This window comes from Limisphaerales bacterium (assembly GCA_014382585.1).
Lineage (GTDB): Bacteria > Verrucomicrobiota > Verrucomicrobiia > Limisphaerales > UBA1100 > JACNJL01.
The window spans coordinates 24,828-49,501 of sequence record JACNJL010000015.1 but is presented as its reverse complement, the minus strand read 5'-3'; the positions used below and the strand labels follow the sequence as shown (position 1 = coordinate 49,501).

Here is a 24,674-nt window from a genome sequence, read left to right as displayed (position 1 = left end):
AAAAATGAGGCACCACAAAATGCAACAAACCAAATCCCTGCTCGCGATCATCACAACGGCCCTCTTGGCCCAGAGTGCTGATGCCGCCAAGCAGGGCCCCCTGCCCGTCGCCGAAATCAGTCGCGCCAAGCCCGTCGATTTCCAAAACGAGATTCTTCCCTTCCTCCGCGCCAATTGCCTCGCCTGCCACAACCAAACCAAAGCCAAAGCAGACCTTATCCTCGAAACTCCGCAGGACATCCTTGAGGCCGATGCCGTCGTCCCCGGGAAGCCAAACGAAAGCATTCTCTTCCAACTTGCCGCGCACCTGGATGACCCCCCCATGCCGCCGCCGGAGAACAAAGCTTCCGCCAAAAACCTCACCCCTCAGCAACTCGGCCTGCTTAAGCTATGGATAGCCCAGGGCGCGAAAGGTGTCGTGAAGGCGGCTCGCACCGTCAACTGGCAACCGTTACCCGAGGGGCTCAATCCAATATATTCCGTCGCCATCACACCCGACGGCCAGTACGCCGCCGCCGGCCGTGCTAACCAGATTTTCCTTTACCACGTTCCGAGCAAAAAACTCATCACGCGCCTCACAGACCCCACGTTGTTAAAAGACAACAAATATAAAAACGGGGTCAGCCATCGTGACCTTGTTCACTCGCTTACCTTCAACCAAACCGGCGACCTCCTTGCCAGCGGCGGTTACCGCGAAGTAAAATTTTGGCGCCGTCAACCCGTCAAAGCTCTCCGCAATATTCCGCTCAACACCGCTGCCGCGATCATCGCGCTCAGCCCCGATGGCCAATCGCTCGCCGTCGCCGAGGGCAACAACATCCGTCTCATCAACCCCAACACCGGCGCCGCCATCAAGACCCTCACCGGCCACAAGATGCCCGTCAGCTACGTCGCCTTCTCGCCGGACAACCAGCAACTCCTCTCCGGCGCCGCCGATGGCACCTACCACATTTGGACCCTTGCCGACGGCAAATTCACCGCTCCCAAGCTCGAGCTGGAGAAGCCCAGCAAAATCACCGCCGTGACCTGGACCACGGACGGCAAGCTCCTCGTCACCGCCCATGAAGACAACGTCATCCGCTCCTGGGATCTCGCCACCGCGCAGGCCATCAACGCCACCATTGCCAAGGCGCTGGCCGATGCCAAGAAAGCCGCTGCCGACAAATTGAAACTCTTCACCGACGCCGATCAGGCCGCCAAGAACGCCATCACCAAGGACGCCACCGCCAAGGCCAACGCCACCAAGGCCGCCACGGCGTTGACCGCCGCCACCAAGGCCAACACCGATGCCGCCACGGCTGTCACCACCGCCAAGGCCGCCACCACCAAGGCGCAAGCCGCCTTCACCGCTGCCGACAACGCCGCCAAGGCTGCTGAAGCCAACGCCAAGAATATTGCTGGTGACGCCAACAAGCAAAAGCCCGAGAAAGACGCCGCCGCCAAGGCTGCCGCTGACAAGCGCAAGCTCGCCGAAACGGCCAAGGCAGCCTTAACCAAGGCCCAAGCCACCGAGGCCGCAGCCGTGAAGACCGCCGCCGACAAGGCCAAGGCCCTCACCACCGCCCAGACCGCCGACACCAAGGCCAAGGCCGACGCCATCGCCGCCGCCAAGGCGATTGTCGATACCAAGAAAATCGCCGACGCCGCCAAGGTGGAATCCGACAAGGCCAAGATCGCCGAGGAAGCCGCCGCCAAGGCCGGCCTCAAGCCGCACAAGGAATTGAAGGGCCACAGCCAGCCCATCCTCGCCCTCACGCGACTGCCGAATCATCCGACTCAAATTCTCTCCGGCAGCCACGACGGCACCGTGCGCCATTGGGACGCCAACACCGCGCAGGCCGTCCGCAGCATGTCCCACGGCGGGCCGGTCTTTGCCGTGTCAATCAGCCCGGACGCCACCAAGTTTGCCTCCGCTAGCGAGAACAACACCGCCAAGATTTGGAATGCCGCCAACGGCCAGCAAATCGCCGAGCTGCGCGGCCAACGCGACCTCAAGCTCGATCAGGCCAAGAAAGAGCGCGAACTTGCTTTCGCCAAGCGCGAGGTCACCTACCACACCAATAATCTCAAGGCCAAGACCGACGAGCAGAAAAAGGCCGATGACCGTCTCAAGAAAGCCGATGAAGCCAAGAAAAAGGCTGAAGCCATGCCAATCGCCGAGAAGAAGAAGATTCTCGATACCGCCAATGCGGAAAAGAAAACCAACGAGGACAAGTTCAACAAGCTCAAGGCCGATTACGACACGGAGGTGAAAACGTTTACAGACGCCGATGCCGCCGCCAAGACCGCCGAAGCCGCAGCCGCCAAGGCCAAGACCGATGCAACCAAGCCCATCGCCGACCTCGCCGCCAAGGAAAAGGACGCCACCGCCAAGAAGACGGCCGCGGCTGCCGCCAAGAAAAAGGCGGATGACACCATTGCCCAGCAGCAGAAACCGGCCGAGACCAAGTTGACCGCCGCGAAGAAGGTCGTTACCGATGCCACCACGGCCAAGGCCAACGCAGATAAGGCGTTGACCACCACCAAGGCAGCCGCCGCCGCCGCGCAAAAGGCATTCACCGCCGCTGACACCGCGGCCAAGGCAGCCGAAGACAATTCCAAGAAAATCGCCGGCGACGCCAACAAGAAGCCCGAAGAGAAACAAGCCGCCGCCAAGGCCGCCACGGGCAAACGCAATCTCGCCAATACTGCGAAAACAAAACTGACGCAGGAACAGGCCAAGGAGAAAACCGCGCAAACAGCCGTGACCACTGCGGCCACCAAGCTGACGCAGGCGCAGGCGGCGCAAAAGACCGCCGAGACCGCACTGGCCACCGCCAAAACCAACGTCGCCAACGCGCAAAAGGCCCACACCACCGCCGAGAAGGCCAGCAGCGACGCCGCCCAGGCCGCCGTCGCCGCCAAGCCCATCGCCGACAAGGTAAAGGCCGCCCAAGCCGCCGCCGAGAAGGTAGCCACCGACAAGCGGAAGATTGCCAATGATTCCAAGACCAAGCGCGACCAGTTAAACAAGGATCAAGCCGCGGCCAAGAAGGCGTTCGACGATTCCACCAAAAAGGTCACCACCGCCGAGACTGAGTACAAAAAACTGGAGGAGCCACGCGTGCAAGCGGTCAACGAGTTTAACCTCGCCACCAAGGCCAAGGCAAAATCCGACACCGAGGTCGCCAAGGCTGACGTTGGTAAAAAGGCTGCCGACACCAATTCCAAGGCACTCGAAACCGCCGTCGCCACCAGCAAAGGGACTGTCACCCAAGCTGAAAAACCTATCCGCGCGATTGCATTTTCTGCCGACAGCCAAATGGTGTTCACCGGCGGGGACGACATGAAAGTCCACACGTGGTCCGCCATCACCGGCCAGCCCCTCGAATCCTTCACGGGCCACACAGGCGCGGTGATGGCGCTGGTTTTTAATGGCGAGAAATTCATCTCCGCCAGCGCCGACAAAACTGCGCGCGTCTGGAGCCCCGGTATCGAGTGGAAACTCGAGCGCACTCTCGGCACCGGCGACAACAACTCACCGCTCACCGACCGCGTGAACACCATCGACTTCAGCCCCGACGGCAAACAAATTGCCACCGGCAGCGGTGAACCCAGTCGCGGCGGCGAGGTGCAACTCTGGAACATCGCCGATGGCAAACTTGCGAAAAACTTCGCCGAGGTCCACAGCGACAGCGTGCTCGGCCTCGAGTTTTCCAAGGACGGCAAATACATTGCCAGCGCCAGCGCCGACAAGTTCGTAAAAGTCACCGACCTCGCCACCGGCAAAATTGTCCACAGCTTTGAAGGCCATACCCATCACGCGCTCGGCGTCAGCTGGCTGCCGCACGGCCGCCAACTCGTCAGCGTCGGTGCCGACAAGAGCATTCGCCACTGGAATTTCGAAGCCGGCGAACGCATTCGTCAGCGCACCAATTTTGGCAAAGAAGTCACCTCCATCCACTACGTCGGCCTCAGTGAACAGGCGGTTATCACCTCCGGCGACAAGACGGTGCGCCTCATCAACAGTAGCAATCTCAACGACGCCCGCAGCTTTAGTGGAGGGACTGACTATATGTACGCCAGCGCCGCCACTCCCGACGGCACAGTCATCCTCGCCGGCGGCCAAGACAGTACCCTCCGCATTTGGAATCTAACCAACGGCCAATCTTTAGCCACCTTCGAGGCGCCTAAGCCACCGGAAGTGGAAGAGAAAAAATGATGCCATAACACAGCATTTCTAGGCCCGCCTTTAAGGCGGGTTTTTTTGTGCGGAACATAAAAGCACAGCGGGCTGGAAGCTGCGGTGCAGAGAGATTTGCCTGGCGGGCATTTTCCGCAAGCTTGGATCAATAATTGTAATGTTTTGCGGTGAGGCGCGTGTTGTTAAGCGCGGTGGAAGAGGCTGCAGGGATTCACAGCTTGGCTGTATTTGCGCGTGAAGAATTGACGCGTAGATCAATTTGATGTAGCTTGATTTTATCACGAGATTAAAAAATGTTTGATGAAATTCCAGATTGGGTTTGGTGGGTGGCGGCGATTTTTGCGGCGGGCGTAATTGGCCAGTTCGGCAAGTCGTTGACACTGAAATTTCTCGGCCTATTTTCTAAAGATAATACGGATCCAAAAGTTATGTCCGCTATCGTGACGGGGAAACCAGCGGAACTCGGCGCTGATTTTGACATGAAGCAACAAAAAAAAATCTTTAAGGTAGAAGTAAAGCGTGCGAAAAAGGAGATCAAGTCCCAAGCTAAGTCTGGCGGTTAAACCACTTTAAATAACTTCAACAGGATGATGATTTGCAAAATCAGTGTGCACAAGGCCAGGCACGTCCGCAGTAATTCCATCAGGTGATTGCACCGGTCCAAGTTTTTTTCGAGATTTTTCAAGGTCATCTTAGAGCCTTCCGTGTGGGTTTGTTCTTACTACAATATACCAGATTATCAGGAAAATGAAACCGCCTCTGTTCATCAAAACCGGCCAAAAACGCCATTTGTTCAGCAATTGTGCAGATTTTATTCCCATAAAAAAACAGGTAGGTTTGAGCTATAACCACGCAAAAACAGGCCTAAAATGTTTCTCAGCATTTCTGCCTGCGATTTATCCGCACATTATCCACATATAAAAAAGAAAAATGGGAGCTTTCCCTGTTTTCCTCCATCCATTAGGCTTCCCCTATGCGGTATTTGTTAATCCTCCTGATTTGGGCAAACAGCATTTTAGGGGAAGATTGGCCGAACTGGCGGGGGCCGAGGCACGATGGTATCTCGCGTGAGGCGGTGCCCAAAGGAGACTTTAGCAACATCGCGTGGCGCGCGAAAATTGGCGTGGGTTTTTCCAGTATGGCCGTGGCCGATGGGCGCGTGTTTGCGCTGGGCTGCACCGGCCAGCGTCGCGGTAATCTCGAAACGTTCACCTGCCTCGATGCTGTGACCGGCAAAAAAATCTGGAGCGATTCGTATCCTGCGGCGCTTGTTGATTATTTGCATGAAGGCGGTCCGTGTGCTTCGCCTACGGTGGATGGCAAACGTGTATTTGGCCTTAGCAAATCCGGTCGGCTAGCTTGCTACGATGTTGCAGATGGCAAAATACAATGGACCGTTGAATTGATGGCCAAGGCCGGATTGCCCAAGCCGCCCGAATGGGGCTTCGCCGCTTCGCCGTTGGTGCTCGGCAATAGGCTCATCGTCGAAGCCACCTTCACTTGCGCATTGGACAAAACTACCGGCAAAGAAATCTGGCGCAGCAAAGAGTACAAACCCGCTTATGGCACGCCTGCCGCGTTTCAATTCAAGGGTCGATTATATCTCGCCACGCTCAAGACAGACGGTCTTGTTATCCTCGATGCCCAAACCGGCAAGACCATCGCCTTTCAGGATTGGCGGACTTCCTTCCGTACCAACTCCACCACGCCCATCATTCTCGGCAATAAAATTTTTATCTCCACCGGCTACCAACGCGGCTGCGCCCTATTTGAATTCACCGGCACCGGATTGAAACAAATCTACACCAACAAAAATCTCAGCAATCACATGAACAACTCCGTAGTACTCGGTGATTTTGTGTATGGCTTTGACGGCAACACACACGGCAGAACCCCAAAGCAAATCGTTTGCATGCGCCTCGCCGATGGCGCTGTGCAATGGCGTAAGCAGGGATACCTCTGCGGCTCATTGATGGCGGTGCAAAACCGATTGCTCATCCTCGGTGAAAAAGGAAAACTCGCCATTGGCTCCGCCTCACCCAAAGGCTTCACCCCCACCGCCGAAGCTCAAATTCTTCAGGGCCGTTGCTGGACCGTGCCGGTTTATGCCAATGGCCGCATTTACGCCCGCAACGCCGCCGGCACACTTGTGTGTGTCGACGTCCGCAAGTAGATTGAAAAATGCCCCGCCCTGCGGCAGGATGCCTTCGTGCTCCCGTAGCTCAGCTGGATAGAGCGAGGGTTTCCTAAACCTTAGGTCGAAGGTTCGAATCCTTCCGGGAGTGCCAATGTTTTAGGTGGGAGGCTAAGCCAAGAATCGCATTTCGCCGTCTAGCCAGACGCCTTTGACTTGGTAGCGGTTGTCGAACCAGATGAGGTCGGCGCGTTTGCCGGTTTCGAGTGAACCGAATTCGTTGTCGCGGCCGAGTTGGCGGGCGGGGTTGAGGGTGGCCATGAGCACGGCGTCGACCAGCGGGACGTTGGCTTGTTCCACGGCGGTTTGCACAGCGCGGATCATCGTGAGCGTGCTGCCAGCCAGGCCTCGGCCATCAAATACCTCGGCGGTGGTGGGGGTGACTTTGGCTTTGATGCCGCAGAGCTCAAATTTTGTGCCGGGCTTGAGGCCGGCGCCTTTGGTCGCGTCGGTGATGATGACCACTTGTTCACGTGGTTTGGCATTGAAGAGCATGCGCATTAACACCGGTGGCACGTGTTGCCCGTCGCTGATGATTTCGCAAACCAAATCGTCCACCGCCAACCCAAACTCCAGCATACCCGCAATGCGGTAGGGGCCTTTTTTGGTGAGGCCGCTCATGGCATTGAATGTGTGGGTGACCTGGTTTAGGCCGGCTTTGACCGCGGGAAATAGTTCTTTTTCGGTGGCATCGGTGTGGCCGGCGCTGGCGATGGTGCCGTTTTTGCGCAGGGCTTTGATGAGATTCAGGGCGCGGGGGAGCTCGGGCGCGAGGGTCATTTGCGTGATGAGCTTGCCGTGTTTAAGGATGGGTTGCCATTCCTTGGCGGTGGGTGCGCGGCAGTATTCGGGGTTCTGCGCGCCCGCGCGTACTTGATTAATGAACGGCCCTTCCACGTGAACGCCAACGATGCGCGAGCCGCCGAGGGAACGGTTATGAATGGGAGCGATGGCATCAAGGGCTTTTTCGATTTCACTTTGCGCGGCGGATAGCGTGGTGAGTGTCAACGAAGTGGTGCCGCCTTTGATATGGAAATCAGTAATTTCCTTAAAGGCATCGAGCCGCGCCTCCATCGTGTCGCGCCCGAGCGCGCCGTGGATGTGGAGATCAATAAACCCCGGCGCAAGAAAACCGCCACGCAGGTCGAAAACATTGTCTCCGCCTTTACTTGCGGGCTTGGCGTCGTTGGAAATTTTATGGATTTTCCCGTCGCGCACGCTCAACGAGCCTCGTTGAATTTCATCCGGCAAAATCAGCCGTGCGTTGATAAATTCCATGCGCAGATGATGGGGGCAGCGGCTTATCAGTTCAAGCGTTTACGCCAAAACACCATGCAACGGTTTGCCCTTGCCATCCTTGGTGGCGAAAAATGGCCGCTGCTCGACGGTGACATGGTGCGTGGGCGGAATGCCCATAGCGTGAAAAATGGTGGCGTGCAGGTCGGTGATGGTGGCGGGGTTTTCGATGGTTGTGCAGGGGCGTTCATCGGCGGTTTTGCCAAAAAGATGGCCGCGTTGTACGCCGCCGCCAAACATCAGCACGCTGCCGGCCGCGGTAAAGTGGCGGTGCATGCCGTAAAATTTTAATTCGTTAATAACGTTCGGTTGGGCGACTTGGCCGCGCACGGTTTTGTCTGGCTTACCTTCCACCAGCATGTCGCGACTGAACTCGCTGGCCAGTACAATGAGCGTGCGTTTGAGCAGACCGCGTTGTTCGAGGTCGCGCACGAGTTGGGCGAACGGTTGGTCAATTTGTTTTTTCAATTTCCGCAATCGCGTGTGGCCGTTTTCGTGGGTGTCCCATCGGAGGAAGGGCCCATAGTCGCTGGTGACCTCGATGAAGCGTGCGCCGACTTCGCACAAGCGGCGGGCGAGCAGGCAGCCCCGGCCGAATTTCCCGTTGCCGTACGGAGCCGAATTTTTTTCCGGTTCCAGCGAAAGGTCGAATGCTTTTGCGGCGGGACTGCTGAGCAGTGTGAACGCTTCGTCCATTGATTTCATCAACGCTTCGCGTTTGGGCGAATCGCCCTTTTGAAAATCCGGGCTGGCCTTGAGCAGGCGCAGGTAATTTTGGTAACGCGCTTTAAACCTCACCGGGCTCATCCCCGCAGGCGGGCGCACGGCTTTGATGGCGTTGGCGGGGTCATCGATGGTAAACGGGCCGTGCTCGGTGCCGAGACAGCCGCCGGTTTGGAAGGCTCTGATTTCCTCGCTCTCGCCGTTGGGGGTTTGGCCGATGTCGATGAACGCCGGTAGCGCGGGATGATTGCGTCCGCGCGCATGGGCAATCCATGCGCCAAGATGGGGTGCCGCCACCGTGAGCGGCGGCTCGTAGCCGGTGTGCCAATGATACTGATGACGTGAGTGCAAAATGTGGCCGAGGTCTGCGCCCACCTGCGTGCGGATGAGCGTGCCGCGATTCATCACCTGCGCCACGTGCTCGAAGCCCTGGCAAACCTTGATGTCATCCACCATCGTGTCGATGGCGGGAAACGTGCTCAGCACCTGGTCGCTCTTCAGTCCGCGCTTGAACGGCGTGTACCGCTTCGGGTCAAACGTCTCCGTCGACGCCATCCCGCCGGCCATCCAGCAAAGAATCACCGTGTCCGCCGTCGCTTTCGGTTTTGCGTTCGGCGCGGTTAACGCGGGCAACGCGCTGGCTCCCAGTGCGGCGGCGCTTCCTCCTAAAAATTTACGACGATTCATGTTCATTTGATTTTAATAGATGAGTTGAAATTCAGGTAACATCACGACAATCCACAAAAGATCGGCGGCGGTCTCGAGCGAGGGTTTTTCGCCTAGGATGTCTCGGGCGATGGCGAGCTCGGCGCGAGTGGGCAGCCTGCCGAGGGCGGTCTCGTACATCACGTTGGCCATCGCGATGGGATGCGGCTCATCGCGCAGCCACTGCGCGGCGGCCCGCTTTAGACAGGCGTCGAGCGTGTTGCCGTTGGTCATCTCCAGCGCCTGCAAGAGTGTGGGGAGGGTGTCGCGCGCGGTCACGACTTGGTCGCGATTGGGTCTGCCGAGCGCGAGTTGCAGCGGGTCCAGCCGGGCGAGCACGGCGCGAATGTCTTCGACCGTTCCCACGGGGGCATTGCCACCGAAACTGCCGGCGAGTTTCCACGGGCCAAGACCGGCGTTGCCGAGCACGGCGGCGTGTTTCCAGCCTTGGGTCTTGAAGCCGGGCTTTTCCCAGCCGTTGTGCTTTTGCTTCGTGACGAGCCACGTGTTGTCAGTCAGCAGAAATGTGTCGCCCAGTTGCACGCGGAAAATGAATCCAGCGGGGCCGGGAGCGATGTTGGTGGCTTGGACGGCGATGGTGTTGGCGCCGGGGCGCAGGTGCTGGGCGAGGTTGAACCGCGCGGGCGCACTCCAATTTTTGCTCGCGTCGGCGCGTTGACCGTTCACGAACAACACATACTCATTGTCGCACGTGGCGACGGCGGGTGCGGACTTGGGCGGTTTCGTGAGCGTGAAAGTCTTGCGCAGATAAATCGTCTCGAGCGGCGCGGATTGGGCGGCGTTTTTTTGGTCCCAAATCCAAGCCGGCAACGGAACCTTGAGCGGCTTGGCGGGTGGCTGCTGGGCGGCGAGCACTTTGCCGACCGCGCCGACTTGACCGCCTTGCTTGCGTCCATCCGGTCGCTGGAAACCGTTCGGCTGCCAATCGCCGCCGAGCGTGGAGAGTGCATCAATGAACTGCTCCGCCTGCAGCCGCTTGATTGACGGACCGCGAAAGACGAATTGCTTTTCGTTGGTCGGCGCGACGGATGGCAGCTGATAGGCGCGGCTGGTGCAAATGAGTCGGAGGGTGTGCTTCAGGTCGTGCTTGTTCGCGGCGAGGTCGTTGGCGAGCCAATCGAGGAGGTCCGGATGCCATGCCGGCTGGTCGAGGTCATCGAGCGGTTCCACGAGCCCGCGCCCCATCAGCCGCGACCAGAGGCGATTGACGATGACGCGCCGCAGCCGCCCGTTTTTGGGGCTGGTCACGAGGCCGGCCAGCTGATTGAGGCGAGCCGCGCGCGGCGCCTTGGCGTTGATGCTGCCCAGTTCGGGGAAAATAAACCGCGGCGTGGCGGTCTTGCCGGTCGGCAGGTCGCAGCGATGCAGCTCGAGATTGCCGTTGGCAAAAATCGCCGCGAGCGAATAGCTGTCCTCGAGCGTCCAGTAATTCACAAAACTATTGTGGCACGAGGCGCACTTGAGGTTCGTGCCCATGAACACCTGCGCGAGATTTTGCGCCGCCTGCATTTCGCGCCGCTGGCTGGCGTTCACCGCGCCGCGCCACTTGATGCCCGAGAGAAACCCCTCCGCGCCTGGGGCGCCCGCCACCAGCTCGTGCACAAACTGGTCATACGGCTTGTTCGTGAACAGCGACTCGAACAGCCAGCCGGTGATTTGCTTGCGCCCGCCATCGATGAAGCCCGGCCCAAAGTACGCATTGCGCAAGTGGTCGTTCCAAAACGTCATCCAGTGGTCGGCATACTTTCGATTGTCCGCGAGCAATCGGCCCACCAATTTCGCCCGCTTGTCCGGCGCCTTGTCGCGCACAAACTTTTTCAGCTCATCCACCGGCGGCAGCAACCCCACGAGGTCCAGCCAAACCCGCCGCGCAAACACGCGATCATCAATGAGCTTGGACCCATCCACCTTGTTCGCCGCCAAGTACGGCGCCAACAACTGATCCACCGGATTCCCCTTCCCCGGAGCCAGCTTCACCTCCCGGGGCCCGAGCGGGGCTCGGTGCCATTCGGCGAAGTTGTAGCCCTCGGGCCACGCGATGCCGTCGTCGATCCACGCCTTGATGAGCGCGATTTCCTTCGCCGCCAATGGTTTGCCCTTCGAGGGCATCCGCTCATCGGGATCGGCTGAAGTGATGCGCTTGAAAATCTCGCTCGCCGCACTGTCCCCCGCCTTCGCCCCCTCGAGCAGCGTCTTGCGTGTGTTGATGGAAAACCCACCTTTCGCCTGATGCCCTGAGTGGCAGCGTGAACATTTGTTTTTAAGCAACGGCTGGATGTCTTTTTTGAAATCGTCGGCATCAGCAGAAAACAAAAGGCCTGAAAACAAAATGGCAATCCATACGCGCATGTAGGAAATGTGCAATGCGGAGGGCTGTTTGTCAGTTTTTTTCCGTGTGCTGACGGCGTGTTCGCCCAGCTAAAATCGGTTTTAGTGCCCACACGATGAGAACGGTTGCGGCAGAAGCGGCGGCGGTTTTCCAATTTTGCGTGATCGCGGAGAGGGCCATCCAAATGGAAAGGCTAATGAAAATCAGTGGTGTGATTGGATAAAGCGGCACGCGAAATGGCCGCTCGGTTTTCGGTTCGCGGTGGCGCAGCACAAATACGCCGGCCACCGTCGCACCCATGATGAGCGTGAGCGGCAGGCCGATGTAATTGAGAACTGTGCCCACGCTGCCCACAGAGTTGGCGGCGAAAATGAAAATAAGGGTGAGTGCGGCTTGCAGGATAAGTGCGTTTTGCGGGGCGCGCGTGGGGCTGGGTTCGCCCAGAGCCGCGGGCAATTGATCGTCCTTTGCCATAGCGGCCATGATGCGGGAGCCTACCATTAGAATCGTGCTGGTGGTGGAGATGAGCAAAACAACCACCATCCAGTTGAACCATTGTCCGCCGCCGGCGCCGAATAAAATTTTGGTGGCGTGCAGGCCGATGCTTTCGATTTCACCGGTCATCGTGGAGGCGGATTGCGCGCGCAAAAAAACTGAGTTGAGCAAAAGGTACAGGATCGTGACAAACACTGTGCCGGCGATGAGCGAACGCGGCAGGTTACGTTTGGGATCGCGGATGTCACCGGCAATCCACGAGGACGTTTCCCAGCCGAGATACGCGAAGCTCGCCGTCAACATCGCGCTGGCGAAGGGCGCGGAAAAAACGCCAGGGTTTGTGGCAGCGGGATTGACTTGCGATTCCACATTTGCCTGAAACCCCGCCACGATGAAGGCAAGGATGACGCCCACTTTGAAAATCGTAAAAAAATTGTTTACGCAATTGCCTTCGCGCAAGCCGATGCAGTGGATGAGCGTGAAAACCAAAATCACCGCCGTGGCCGTGGCGGCGGGCGGGATGCCGGGAATAATTTCCTGCACGTACACGCCGAGCAACAGCGTGATGAACGCCGCCGCACCCACGAAGGCGAGCAGGAAGCTGAGCACGCCGCTCAGGTAACCGGCGGTGTCTCCGTACAAATGCCGATTGTAAGTGTAGCAACCGCCGCTGCGGGGCATCATCGCGCCGAGTTCGCCGAGGGACAGTGCGCCGGTCAAGGCGAGCCCGCCGCAGAAAAGCCAGACGAGCAGCACGTTGGTGTCCGTACCCAGCTCATGGGCGAAGCCGCCGGTGGCGCCAAAGATACCCGCGCCGATCATCGTGGCGATGACGGCTCCGGTGGCGGACCAAAAGCCCAGCGGACGGTCAGGATTTTTTTCGCTCACTACGGGTTGGCGAAATAGACGATGGTGCCGATGATGGCAATGCCCAACAACACGGCGAGGGTGATCTTGATCCAACTGTACGGACGCTCGCCCTGCACTTCGCCGGTGCGGGCGTTGACGAGGAATTGAAAATTACGATCCTTGAATCGATACGCGCTGATCCACACGGGCAGCAGGATGTACTTGAAGGTGATGTCGGAGTAATACGTGGATTTGCTGAGGATGCGTTGTTCATCGCCGCCGATGTCCCAACGGATTTTTTCGTCGATTTCCGGCACCATTTTTTCCTTGGCAATGTTGAACCCAGCGCGCAGATCGGTGGTGTAACTTTCGCTTTGGAATCCGCTGAGGTACGCGTCGTCGTACGGCGTGAGCTGCGGGAGATCCCACGGCTCGAGTTCATCCACGTATTCGCGCGGCAACGTGTCGCTGGCGGGCACAAGGATATCATCAAAGGTCACCCACACCCGACCGCTGGCGGGGTACCAGCGGATGCGCCGTTCTTGACGGGTCTGCGATCTTCCCTCGCTGTCGGTGTAGGACACGGTCACGTAGTAGGCCTCACCCCGTTGGCCCATATAATCGGTGGTGGTACTGCTGTCGTACGTCCAGTGCGGAATGTACAGGCCCTTGAGTTTGCTGATGTCGCGCGCGAATTGCTTCAGCTTGTTGGGCGCAAACCACAGGCCATTGATCCACTCGCGAAAATGGCCGAGGCCTTCGTCGCGCGTGACGGCAAAGGGCAGCACCGCCTGTGGTCGCAGCACGTTGGCGGTTTGGGGTTGTTGCACAAACGGCGTGCCGCAGAAGGCGCATTCGCCGGAAGTTTGATTGGCCTCGAGTTGGTTTTGTGCGCCGCACGCTTCACAGTTAACTTCAGCCACAGTGGTGGTGGTGGCACCGGATTCCAGCGCGGCGAGTTGGCTTTCGAAATCGTGCTCCAACACTTCGCCTGTGGGGGCGGGGCAATCTACCTCCGCGCCGCAGTACGGACATTCCATTTTGGCTGCGCCGGGCTTGAAAACCAAATCGCCGCCGCAACCGGTGCAAGGAAACGTGGACGGGCCGGATTTCTTTTCAGTCGCCGCCGCAGTCGAATCGGGCGCGGCATTTTCATTGAGCCCGGGCACATCCTTCAGCGGCAACCAATCCGCCGCGCCCTCGTAATGGGCCAGATCGTTTTCCTGCAACGTGCCGTTGGCGAGCAGTTCGCGGGTTTGCTCGATGGAATAAGGGCCGTGATTTTCACCGCCGCGGTTGATGGTGATTTGCATCGTGCTTTTATGGCAGTGGCGGCGGGCCATCATCCGCTGCGGCAGGCAATGGCGGCGGGCCAAAGAGGCCGGACAATTCCGCCACTTCGCCGGCCTTTGTCCAAGCGCCCATCCCTTTGGCCCAAACGAGCATATCGGTTTTGAAGCTGCCGTCATCGGCCATCTTTTGGAGATGAGCTAAATTGTACGGGCCGTACTTTTCGTTATTGATCGCCACGGTATATTCCGTGCCTGCAGCGGCGGCCGCGCCGGGGAGCGGCGGGGCTGCTTGGGGAGCGGCCGCCGGTTGTGCCGCTCCAACTGCAGCGGCGCCCATTTGGTTGCCCATCATCATCCCCATCCCCATTCCCATACCTGCACCGGCAACGCCTCCGGCGCCGGGGTTGTTGGCGAGGTCGCCCATCGCGCGGCTGGCGCGGAGGGCGGTGAGATTTTGCATCGCATTCGGATCGGCATTGGCGAGCTTGCCCGCGCTGAGGCGGCTCATCTCCATCAGCTCTTTGCGGACATCGTCCGGCATGGAAATGCTGCCCACGCGGAAGCGCGTAATCTCAAGGCCGAGCGTGCCGAAATATTCCTGCAAGGGCGCCTGCAGTTCCTCGGAGATATCCTTCATTTTGCCCGTGAGCTTCGCGGGATCCAGCTCCATCTCGCCGAGGCGATCGCTGACGTTCATCAGGATTTCCTCGCGCAGATCGTTGGAGATTTCGTCGACCTCAAAGTTGCCGTCCGTGCCCACCTTCTCGGTCAAAAATTTTGCCGGATTAGCAATTTGGATCACATAACTACCATTGGCACGCAGGTCGAACATCCCGTACCCCGCACACTCGACCGTCACCGGTGCGCGCGTGCCCCACTTGAGGTCGGTGATTTTGGTGGTCTTAAAAAAATAAACCTCCGCCTTGAACGGACTTTCAAAGCCGTGCTTCCAGCCCATCAACGTGGAAAGAATCGGCAAGTTCGCCGTCGTCAACTCGTGCGTGCCCGGCTCGAACACATCGGCCACGCTCGTGCTGCCTTCGTTGACAAATACCGCCGCCTGCCCGGGCCGCACCACCAGCTTGGCGCCGTTTTTGATTTCGTTATTATGCCGCTCGAAGCGGTACACCATCGTGTCCTGCCCGTCATCGAGCCACTCGATAATGTCTATGAATTGTCCGGATAACCATCCCATGATAAATGCCTTTCAGTTTGGATCGCTGCGTTGGTGTGCGCAGTATCGCCCAATCCAGGAGAACGCGCAACCTTGATGTGCCTGCCATTGAGACTGGCAGAATTGTCATCGATTTTATCGATTTCCACTCGTGGGGTTCTTCCGGTAGAGTCCGCCGGACCGATGAATATTTGGGCGAACCGATTTTTTTTGAAACTAATGCGTTGCGGGCTGCGGGTGTGGTTTCGTTTTCGTGCGATCAATGAGGAGGTCACGTGCGGTAAAGGGCCGATGCTGCTGATCCCAAATCATCTTTCGTGGATCGATTGGTTGTTCGTGGGGCTGTGTTTGGAGCCGGACTGGAAGTTTGCGGCGTCCGAGATGCCAGCGCGCACGAGCAAGCTGCACGCGTGGATTCTCAATAATCCGCGCATCATTTCCATTGGCGTGGATCCGGCGCCGGCGTTAAAAAAAATGGCAACGCATCTCGAGGGCGGGGGCAAGTTGCTGCTTTTCGCCGAAGGACGGATGAGCCGCACGGGCAGTTTGCAGCGGCTCTTTGATGGCACGGGATTTCTCATCCAAAAAACGCAGGCGAAGGTGATCACCTGTTATCTGCGCGGGGCCAGCCGGGTGTTGGGCAGCCCGCACGGCGGCTGGACAAAGTGGTTCCCGAAAGTGACAGCGCATTTCAGCGATCCCATCGAGCCGCCGGAGTATGAAGGCAAACCGGCCGAGCAACGGGCGAAGCTCAATCAATGGCTGCGAGATCGGATGGTGCGGCAGCAGTTCGAAACGGAGATGGAGCACGGCGCACAAACGATCATTACCGCGCTGGCGGCATTGGCCAAACACATCCCACACAAAATCGCGCTGGAGGATACGACGTTTCAAACGCTGACCTATCGGAGGCTGCTCGTTGGTACTGATTTATTGGCGGCGCAGTGGGAACGGTTGCTGGACAAACAAGCCGAGCGCGTGGGAGTGCTGCTGCCGAATGTGAATAGTAAGGTGGCCACGCTCACCAGCCTGTGGGCCGCGGGTAAGGTGCCGGCGGTTTTGAATTACACCGCCGGCGCGGCCACGATGCTGCAGTGCACGGAGCTGGCGGGCATCAAACAAATCATTACGTCCAAGGCGTTTCTCGAAAAAGCCAAGCTGGAAGCGGAACCCTTCGAGGCAGCGGGCGTGGAGTTGATTTATCTGGAGGACGTGCGCGAAAATATTTCCGGACTCAGTAAACTGGGCGCGTTGTTGAATCATAAGCTCAACCCACTCGCGGGACATTACACGCCGTTCACCGACACGGCGGTGGTCCTCTTCACCAGCGGCTCGGAGGGGGTGCCCAAGGGCGTGGAGTTGACGCATCGCAATCTGCTCGCCAACGCGCGCCAATGCGCCTCGGTGATTGACCTCAAAGAATCCGATCGCTTCTTCACTTGCCTGCCGCTCTTCCACAGCTTCGGGCTCACGGCGGGTTTGTTGCTGCCGCTGTTGCGCGGCAATTTTGTTTATCTATTTCCATCACCGTTGATGTACCGGCAAATCCCGGCGGTGTTTTACGATCGCGACTGCACGGTGATGCTGGCCACCAATACATTTCTCAATGGCTACGCGCGCTTTGGCCAACCATCGGATTTTGCCGAACTGCGCTACGTGATTTGTGGCGCGGAAAAAATTCAGGAAGCCACGCGCGACACGTGGGCGCGGAAGTTTGGCGTGAGCCTCATGGAAGGCTACGGCGCCACCGAAACCGGCCCCGTGCTCAGCACCAGCACCATCCTCGAAAGCCGCGAAGGCGCGGTGGGTCGTTTGTTCCCCGGCGTGGACTATCGGCTGGAGAAAATCGATGGCGTGGACGATGGCGGCAAGTTATTGGTCAAAGGCCCGAACATCATGAAGGGCTACCTCAACCCTGAGCCCAACGCGGAATTTCAAAAACTCGGCGGCTGGTACGACACCGGCGACATCGTCACCGTGGATGCCGATCGCTACATCACCATCAAAGGCCGCGCCAAGCGCTTTGCGAAAATCAGTGGCGAAATGGTGAGCCTCACCGCCGTGGAAAACGCCCTCGCCGGAGCCTTCCCCCAACACGGCGAAGATTGCGCCATTGCCGTCGTGGCCCGTCCCGATGCCGACAAAGGCGAGCAACTCATCGCCGCCACCAACAAAGCCGCGCTCGAGCTAACCGAAATCCGTGAAGCCATCACCGCCGCCGGATTGCCAAACCTCGCCGCGCCGCGCGAAATCAAAGTGCTCGAAGAAATCCCAGTGCTCGGTTCCGGTAAAACGAATTATCCTGAATTGAATAAACTGGTGGTGGATTAAGGTAGGGCGGTTTCTCCGAAACCGCCGTGGCGCGCTCGGGGAGCACGCCCTACCCGCTTTTGTGTTCCCTGTACTTCTGTGGTGGGAAAATCACCCTTCCAATTTCTCGAAGCTTTCTTCGATGAAGGTGGTGTTTTGGATGCGGGCGAGCTTGGCGTAGAGGCCGTTTTGGTCGAGGAGGGTTTCGTGTGTGCCGCGTTCGATGATTTCGCCGTTTTTTAGAACTAAGATTTGGGTGGCTTTGCGGATGGTGCTGAGGCGATGGGCGATGACAAAACTGGTGCGGCCTTCCATGAGGTGTTCGAGGGCTTCCTGAATTAAACGCTCGGTGGCGGTGTCTACACTGGCGGTGGCTTCATCGAGGATGAGCAGCGGGGCGTCGGCGAGCAATGCGCGCGCGACGCTGACGCGTTGCTTTTCGCCGACGCTGAGTTTCACGCCGCGTTCGCCCACGCGGGCGTCGTAACTTTCGGGAAGTGCGGTGATAAATTCGTGGCAGTTGGCGGCTTTGGCGGCGGCGATGAGTTCGTCTTCGGTGGCATCGAGTTTGCCGTATTGGATATTCTCGCGGATGGTGCCGTTGAAGAGAAAGGGTTCCTGACTGACAATGGCGATGTGTTGGCGCAGCGAAGCGAGCGAGGTGTCGGCCACGCTTTGGCCATCAATAGTAACGCGGCCGGAACTGATTTCGTAAAACGCCGGCAACAAATTCACGAGCGTGCTCTTGCCCGCGCCGGTGGGGCCGACGAGTGCGATCATCTCGCCGGGCTTGGCGTGCAGCGAAATGTGTTTCAAAATGGGCCGGTCGGATTCGTATTCAAAACCGACGTCTTCATAAACCACCTCGCCACGCACGGGTTCGGGCAATTGGGTTTTGCTGGTCTCGTCGCGTTCGGTGTCGTGGTCGAGAATATCGAACACGCGCTCGCCTGCGGCGCGGGCGCTTTGGAGCATTTGGTTTAGCCCGTGCAACCGCGCGACGGGTTCATAAAAAAGCATCAGATAAAAAAGAAACCCGACTAATTCGCCGGTGGTCATTTCGCCGGCCATCACTTCCTGTCCACCAAACCACAGCACGAGCACGGTGCCCAGCGCCGCGAAAAAATTCATCGCCGGATTGTAATTCGCCCAGGCGCGCATAATGCCGAGGTTGCCTTGGCGGAGCGCGTCGGAGCGATCGGCGAAGCGCGCGTCCTCGTGGTCCTGCCGGCCGTACGCCTTGATTTGCCGGATGCCCTGCAGGTCGTCCATTAAGAGCGCGTTCATTGCGCTGGCGGCTTCGCGTTGGCGGCGGTAACGGCGGTGCGCGGTGAGCGTGTACCACAACGCGCCCGCGGCCAGCAGCGGCAGGGGCGAGAGGGCGATGGCGGCCAGAAATGGATTGGTATAAAACAAAATGCCGCTGATGCCGCCGATGCAAAGGACGGCAACGGTGCCTTGTTCAGTGCCATCGATGAGCACGCGCTCGACGTTGTTGATGTCTTCGACGACCCGCGTCATCAGGTCGCCGCTGGCGCGTTTGTCGAAATAATTGACCGGTAACCGCTGCAGTTTGCCGAACACGTCACGCCGCATATCGTAGATGACGTTTTGCTCAAAATGATTGTTGATGCGAATGCGCAGGCTGTTGAACAAATCACGCAGCAGAAACGCGCCGCCCATTGCGAGTACCGCCCATTTGAGGCGTTGGGTGCCGCCGTCATTTTCAATGATGCCGTCGATGATGTATTGGGTGAGCTTCGGATAGGTGAGCGCGCAAAGGAGCGACAGCACCGCGCAGCCGACCGTCGCCATCGCGAGGCCTTTGTAGGGCAGCAGATATTTCCACACGCGCCCGAGGACTTCCATCGTGGAACGTTTGCGCGCGGTGAAGGTGGGATCGCCCGCCGGGGCGGAGTGATCTGCGTGGCTGTGACTGGACATCGCGGGAATGGAACCGCCAAGACGCCAAGACGCCAAGGTTTATTTGAAACGAAGGGAGATCAAATCGGCACGCCGTCTTTATCCCAATGTTGGGCTTGGGCGCACTCGCCGTTGGTGATGAAAAATTCTTCGCGCTTTTGGCCGTTATTGTACCAACGCGTCCAATGGCCCTCAGGGCGGCCTTCGTGAAAGTAGCCTTCGGCCGTCACGCGCCCGCGCAAATCCACCGCCTGCGCGCGGCCGGTGTAGGCGGTGCGTTCGTTTTGGAAATAGGAAAGGCAGTCGAAAAAGTCCCGTGATGTGGGCAAATCCTGTACGGCACCGCCGGCATCGCGCAGTTCCAAATCCGCAAAGCGAACCAAACGCACGCAGCGCGGTGTGAATGTGTGATGTCCCGAATCCGGCATAACCTCCTCCTGCACGAAGAATAGTGAGTGAACGGGGCGGCGCGATGATAAGTTATTCGCGAGAGGGAAATTAGGGGTGAGTGGGGAATTGGGTGTAGGGAATTGGGAGTAGGGATTAGTGGGTTGTGACCCGGAGGGCTATTTTCATTCGTCCCGCTGGGACGATTGCGCGGCCTGCGATTCTCGCCAACCGCACTCTACTCCCAATTCCCCACTCACTAAAAACTTCTTCCCTCGCCCTAGTGCCTTTCCGCCCTTACCGTAGCCCGCGTGCCACGGGAGTACACTTTGCAGCCTTATCGCGACTCGGTTGATTTACACATCGACTACGAGGCGGAGCTGAACGAATCGCAGCGCGCGGCGGTGACCGCCCTGCCGGGGCCGGCGTTGGTGATTGCCGGCGCGGGCTCAGGCAAGACGCGCACGCTCACTTATCGCGTGGCGTATTTGCTGGAACAAGGCGTGCCGGCGGATCGCATTTTGCTGCTGACGTTCACCAATAAAGCCGCCAAAGAAATGATGGGGCGCGTGACGGATTTGATTGGGCGCGATATGAGCGAGCTGTGGGGCGGCACCTTCCATTCCATCGGCCATCGCGTGTTGCGGCGGCACGCGGAGGCGCTGGGGTTCACGCGGTCGTTTACCATCCAAGATCGCGAGGACGCCAAGGGGCTCGTCACCGCGTGCATCGTGGAGGCGGAGATCGACGTGAAGGCCACGCGCTTTCCCAAGCCGGATGTGGTGGGCGACATCGGCTCGCTGGCGATTAACAAGCAAGTGCCGGTGAGCGAAATTATTGAGGACCGCTACCCGTGGTTCGAGCCGTTGACGGAGCAAATCACTGATGTGCTCGGCCGTTACACCGAGCGAAAGCTCGCCAATGGATTGATGGATTTTGATGATTTGCTGGTGCTGTGGCTGCGCTTGATGAAGGAACACGAGGACGTGCGCACCATGTATCAGCAACGGTTTCAGTTTGTGCTCGTGGATGAGTATCAGGACACGAATTTGCTGCAGGCGGAGCTGATCGACTTGCTCGGCGCGCGTTACAAAAACGTGATGGTGGTGGGCGATGATTCGCAAAGCATCTACTCGTGGCGCGGTGCGAATTACGCAAATATAATGGAATTCCCCAAGCGTTATCCCGGCGCTGCAGTCTACAAAATCGAAACGAACTACCGCAGCACCCCGGAAATCCTGAACCTCGCCAATGCGGCCATCGCCGCCAACACCCGGCAGTTTGCCAAGGAACTGGCCGCGTGTCGTGACTCGGGCGAGAAGCCCGCGAAAGTGGTGTGCAGCGCCGCCGACGAACAAGCGGCCTTCATCGCCCAACGCGCGCTGGAGCTGCGCGAGGAGGGCATCGAGCTCGATGAAATGGCAGTGCTGTATCGTTCGCATTTTCACGCGCTGGAATTGCAACTGGAATTAACGCGGCGCAACATTCCATTTTCGATCACCAGCGGCGTGCGGTTTTTTGAACAAGCGCACATCAAGGACGTGACGTCCTACCTCAAATGGCTGGCCAATCCGCGCGACGAACAGGCCTTCAAGCGGCTCGTGCTGATGCTGCCCGGCGTGGGCGGCAAAACGGCGCTGAAGTTGTGGGGCCAATTTCTGGCCACACACGCGGGCAGCCGACCGTTGGCGGAGGCGGTGCAGCTCTGCGCCGGTGTGCCCAAAAAAGCCAAAGTGCCGTGGGCACAATTTTCCGCAACGGTCGCCCAGCTGGAAGCTCCACCGGTGGCCGGTGATGCGGGCGAAATGATTTCATTGATTTTGGAGGCGGGCTATTCGGATTATCTGGAGGCGAATTACGATAAAGCGCCGCAACGAAGAGATGATATCGAGCAACTCAGTGTGTTTGCGCGCCAATACGAATCGCTGGAAAATTTTCTGGCTGAGCTGGCACTGCTCACCAACGTGGAGGCCGAACAGGAGCGTTCTGAAAATGAGGACGACGAAAAGCTCCGCCTCACCACCATCCACCAAGCCAAAGGGCTGGAGTTCAAAGTGGTGTTTGTCATTATGCTGTGCGACGGAATGTTCCCGAGCAATCGCTCGCTCGATTCTCTGGACGGCGAGGAGGAAGAGCGCCGCCTCTTTTACGTCGCCATCACCCGCGCAAAGGATGAGCTGTACCTGTGCCATCCACTCATCCGCACCGTCGCCGCCGGCAGCAGCGAGGATATGATCCAGCTCCCATCACGTTTCCTCAAGGAATTGCCCGATGAATTAATCGACGAATGGAAGATTGGATCGTTCGACCCCTATCAACAGGGGGCGTTTTAAAGATCGTTCACAGGCAGGGCGTGCTCTCCGAGCGCGCCAAGGCGGTTTTGGAGAAACCGCTCTACCTCAAAACCCGCATCCCCTCCGGCACTTCCAACTTCGGGTCCACCAAAAACGCAGTTGCCCACGCGTCGCTTTCGGTGGCGGGTTCGCACACCACCGCGGCCACGCGTGCGGCTTGGGAGGGGCGGCCGGTGCGGGGATTGATGACGTGGCCTTGCTCGATGCCTTCGGCATCGATGAATGATTTGCCGCCGATACCAGAAACGGACAGCGATTCATTTTTCAAATCAACGATGTGCAGCGGAGGTTGATTATCGTCGGGGTTTTCCACCGCCACACGCCACGGGCTGTCATCGGCTTGGGCACCGCGTGCGCATACGGTGCTGGTGCCGCCGTGAATGAGAAAATTTTCAAATTCATTTTCACGCAACCACGCGGCGGCTTGTTCGAGCGCGTAGCCTTTGCCGATGGAGCCCAAGTCGAGCATCACGCCTTCGCACGTAAATTGCACGGTGGTGTCATCGGGGTTGAGTTGGAGGCGTTGCATTCCAGTGCAAGCGAGCGCCTCGGCGATCGCATCGTCGGTGGGCACCGCGCCGGTGTCATTCATAAACCGCCAGCACCGCATCAATGGCGCGAGGGTGATGTCGAATGCGCCTTGGGTTTGTTGGTTTAATTCCACGCAGCGTTCGAGCAATGCGAAGACTTCGGCGGACACACGCACCGGCTCGTACGCGGCACGTTGATTGAGGTGGGCGATTTCGCTGGTGGGCCGGTAGAGGCTGAGCATCGCCTCGAGCCGTGTGATTTCCGCCAGAGCTTCTTCTGCCGCCGCGCGCAATGTGGCTTCGGGCGCACCGTGCAAGGCGACCTCAAAGCGAGTGGCCATCGCCTCGGCGGCAACGGTGATGGTTTCGTTTGGAGTCATCGCACTGTCGGCGCCCCTCTCAAAAACTTGGCGTCTTTGTGTTTTGGCGGTTCATAAAAAAAGGCTCCGCGGTCGCCCGCGGAGCCCGTGAATTTTCAATGGCCTCAGCCGCCGATTTCTTTGATGGGGCCGTACGGACCTTGGTCGAGCTTGGCTTCCTCGGCGTAATCGTAGGCTTTGATCTCGCGGCCGGTGCCGTCGGTGATCTTGCGGGTTTTGGGATCGAAATGCGCCATCGTGCCGCGTCGATCGGCGATTTCCGCGAGGGAAATCACGGTTTGCACTTTGATGGCGAGGTCGATTCCAGCCACCGGTTCGCCGCCGTTGCGGATGCAGTCGAGCCAGTTTTTGTGGTGCTGCGGGGTGGTGTTGCCGCTGGGGGCGAGGTTGGTGAAGCTTTCGGGATCAAACTCCTCAGCAAAGGGGCGCTCGGGTTTGTACTCGAGGCTGCTGCCGTTGGTGCTGAGATACATCGTGCCGTATTGGCCGCGGATGGTTTCATTGAGGCCCTGTTCATTGACCGACGAGCTGGTGACGATCAGCGTCATTCCGTTCGGGAACTCGGCGAGCACTTGCGTGTTGTCGCTCACGTCGCGGTCCGGCGTGATCTTGCGGGTGCCGAGGCAGACGACGCGGCTCGGGAATTCCGGTTTGCCGGTGGCGCGCATCAGCGGGAAGAGGCGATGCGGAATGAGATCACCCAATAATCCGGCGCAGTACGGAAGGTATTTGCGCCAGCGGAAATAATGGTCGGCGTTGAACCCGATTTGTTTCATGTCTTCACGCAGCCAGCCGATCTTGCCTTTCTCGGTGGTCCATTGGATGTCGCCCTTGGTGGCCCACGGTTGCAGGCGGTAGTTCCATTCGCCCTTGGGGTTGTTGCGCATGTACGACCCTTGCGCGAGCACGAGCGGGCCCATCTTACCCTGGGCAATGAGCTCGGCGGCTTTGGCGAAGTTGCCGCAACTGGTGATCTGCGAGCCGACTTGCACCTTGCGTTTGGTGCGCTTCACGGCGTCGTACAATTTAAACGCTTCGCCGAGATAACGCGTCATTGGTTTCTCAACATAAATATCTTTGCCGCTCTCCATCGCCTCGATGCAAATGCGCGTGTGCCAGTGATCCACCGTGGCGCACACTACCGCGTCGATGTCCTTGCGCTCGATCACTTTGCGGTAATCGGTGTATGCTTCCACAGTGTCTTTGGAACTTTTGGTGACAAAATCCTTCGCCGCATTGGCGCGGTGCTTGGACACGTCGCACATCGCCGCTTGTGCGATATTGTTGCCCTCGGCGTGTTGGCGCATTTGGCGCACGTGTGCACCGAACCCGCGCCCGCCGACGCCGACATAGCCAACCACGATTTTTTCATTCGCGCCCTTGACATTGGCTGAGGGCGCTTTGTTGCCCGCGTACACCGGCACCTTTAACGCGGCGGCCGCGGCGGCCACTGTGCCGGTCGTTTTGAGGAATTTGCGCCGGGTTTCGCCGACCTTGGGGGATAGATTTTTGTTACTCATAAAATACCT

Annotated in this window: 15 protein-coding genes and 1 tRNA gene; 6 read left to right on the top strand and 10 right to left on the bottom strand. The window is 58.6% G+C overall.

Features of this window, described 5'->3' with window-relative positions:
• Nucleotides 1-4 precede the first annotated feature (4 nt).
• The 4 genes from H8E27_00665 to H8E27_00650 all read left to right on the top strand — a co-directional run bounded on the left by H8E27_00665 (nucleotide 5) and on the right by H8E27_00650 (nucleotide 6,471).
• A complete protein-coding gene (locus H8E27_00665) occupies nucleotides 5-4,201 on the top strand; it encodes a hypothetical protein (protein ID MBC8324132.1) in 4,197 nt (1,398 codons plus the stop codon).
• A 275-nt stretch (nucleotides 4,202-4,476) separates the two neighbouring features.
• Entirely contained in the window at nucleotides 4,477-4,746 is a 270-nt protein-coding gene (locus H8E27_00660; GenBank protein MBC8324131.1) for a hypothetical protein, read from the top strand.
• Between the two features lie 410 nt (nucleotides 4,747-5,156).
• Entirely contained in the window at nucleotides 5,157-6,356 is a 1,200-nt protein-coding gene (locus tag H8E27_00655; GenBank protein ID MBC8324130.1) for a PQQ-like beta-propeller repeat protein, read from the top strand.
• A gap of 38 nt (nucleotides 6,357-6,394) precedes the next feature.
• Nucleotides 6,395-6,471, top strand: a tRNA-Arg gene (locus H8E27_00650).
• Between the two features lie 17 nt (nucleotides 6,472-6,488).
• On the opposite strand, the gene nagA is transcribed toward H8E27_00650, so the two are convergent.
• From nagA to H8E27_00620, 6 genes are read right to left on the bottom strand one after another with little or no spacing between them, the layout of a single operon-like run.
• The gene (nagA, locus tag H8E27_00645) at nucleotides 6,489-7,655 is read right to left on the bottom strand and encodes an N-acetylglucosamine-6-phosphate deacetylase (GenBank protein ID MBC8324129.1); all 1,167 of its coding nucleotides are present in this window, start codon (nucleotides 7,653-7,655) and stop codon (nucleotides 6,489-6,491) included.
• A 39-nt stretch (nucleotides 7,656-7,694) separates the two neighbouring features.
• Nucleotides 7,695-9,089, bottom strand: a complete 1,395-nt coding sequence (locus H8E27_00640) for a DUF1501 domain-containing protein (protein ID MBC8324128.1) — start codon at nucleotides 9,087-9,089, stop codon at nucleotides 7,695-7,697.
• Between the two features lie 6 nt (nucleotides 9,090-9,095).
• Nucleotides 9,096-11,471, bottom strand: coding sequence for a DUF1549 domain-containing protein (locus H8E27_00635; GenBank protein MBC8324127.1), 2,376 nt, complete (start codon nucleotides 11,469-11,471; stop codon nucleotides 9,096-9,098).
• A 31-nt stretch (nucleotides 11,472-11,502) separates the two neighbouring features.
• Complete coding sequence (locus H8E27_00630) at nucleotides 11,503-12,834, bottom strand: amino acid permease (protein MBC8324126.1); 1,332 nt, start codon at nucleotides 12,832-12,834, stop codon at nucleotides 11,503-11,505.
• Complete coding sequence (locus H8E27_00625) at nucleotides 12,834-14,108, bottom strand: DUF4339 domain-containing protein (protein MBC8324125.1); 1,275 nt, start codon at nucleotides 14,106-14,108, stop codon at nucleotides 12,834-12,836. Before H8E27_00625 ends, H8E27_00630 begins: the two co-directional genes overlap by 1 nt.
• A 7-nt stretch (nucleotides 14,109-14,115) precedes the next feature.
• Entirely contained in the window at nucleotides 14,116-15,282 is a 1,167-nt protein-coding gene (locus H8E27_00620) for an SPFH domain-containing protein (protein MBC8324124.1), read from the bottom strand.
• Between the two features lie 198 nt (nucleotides 15,283-15,480).
• On the opposite strand from H8E27_00620, the gene H8E27_00615 reads away from it, so the two are divergent.
• The gene (locus tag H8E27_00615) at nucleotides 15,481-17,592 is read left to right on the top strand and encodes an AMP-binding protein (GenBank protein ID MBC8324123.1); all 2,112 of its coding nucleotides are present in this window, start codon (nucleotides 15,481-15,483) and stop codon (nucleotides 17,590-17,592) included.
• 90 nt (nucleotides 17,593-17,682) lie between these two features.
• On the opposite strand, the gene H8E27_00610 is transcribed toward H8E27_00615, so the two are convergent.
• Nucleotides 17,683-19,440 carry an ABC transporter ATP-binding protein gene (locus H8E27_00610; GenBank protein MBC8324122.1) on the bottom strand — a complete coding sequence of 586 codons (1,758 nt, stop codon included), beginning with the start codon at nucleotides 19,438-19,440 and terminating at the stop codon, nucleotides 17,683-17,685.
• Between the two features lie 134 nt (nucleotides 19,441-19,574).
• On the bottom strand, nucleotides 19,575-19,922 hold the full coding sequence (locus tag H8E27_00605; GenBank protein ID MBC8324121.1) for a hypothetical protein: 348 nt from the start codon (nucleotides 19,920-19,922) through the stop codon (nucleotides 19,575-19,577).
• 270 nt (nucleotides 19,923-20,192) lie between these two features.
• On the opposite strand from H8E27_00605, the gene H8E27_00600 reads away from it, so the two are divergent.
• Complete coding sequence (locus H8E27_00600; protein ID MBC8324120.1) at nucleotides 20,193-22,214, top strand: ATP-dependent helicase; 2,022 nt, start codon at nucleotides 20,193-20,195, stop codon at nucleotides 22,212-22,214.
• Nucleotides 22,215-22,275: 61 nt separating this feature from the next.
• Here the strand turns inward: H8E27_00600 and H8E27_00595 are convergent, their stop codons facing one another.
• Both H8E27_00595 and H8E27_00590 read right to left on the bottom strand, forming a co-directional pair.
• Entirely contained in the window at nucleotides 22,276-23,145 is an 870-nt protein-coding gene (locus tag H8E27_00595; GenBank protein ID MBC8324119.1) for an FAD:protein FMN transferase, read from the bottom strand.
• Nucleotides 23,146-23,249: 104 nt separating this feature from the next.
• A complete protein-coding gene (locus H8E27_00590; GenBank protein ID MBC8324118.1) occupies nucleotides 23,250-24,665 on the bottom strand; it encodes a Gfo/Idh/MocA family oxidoreductase in 1,416 nt (471 codons plus the stop codon).
• Nucleotides 24,666-24,674: the final 9 nt, after the last annotated feature.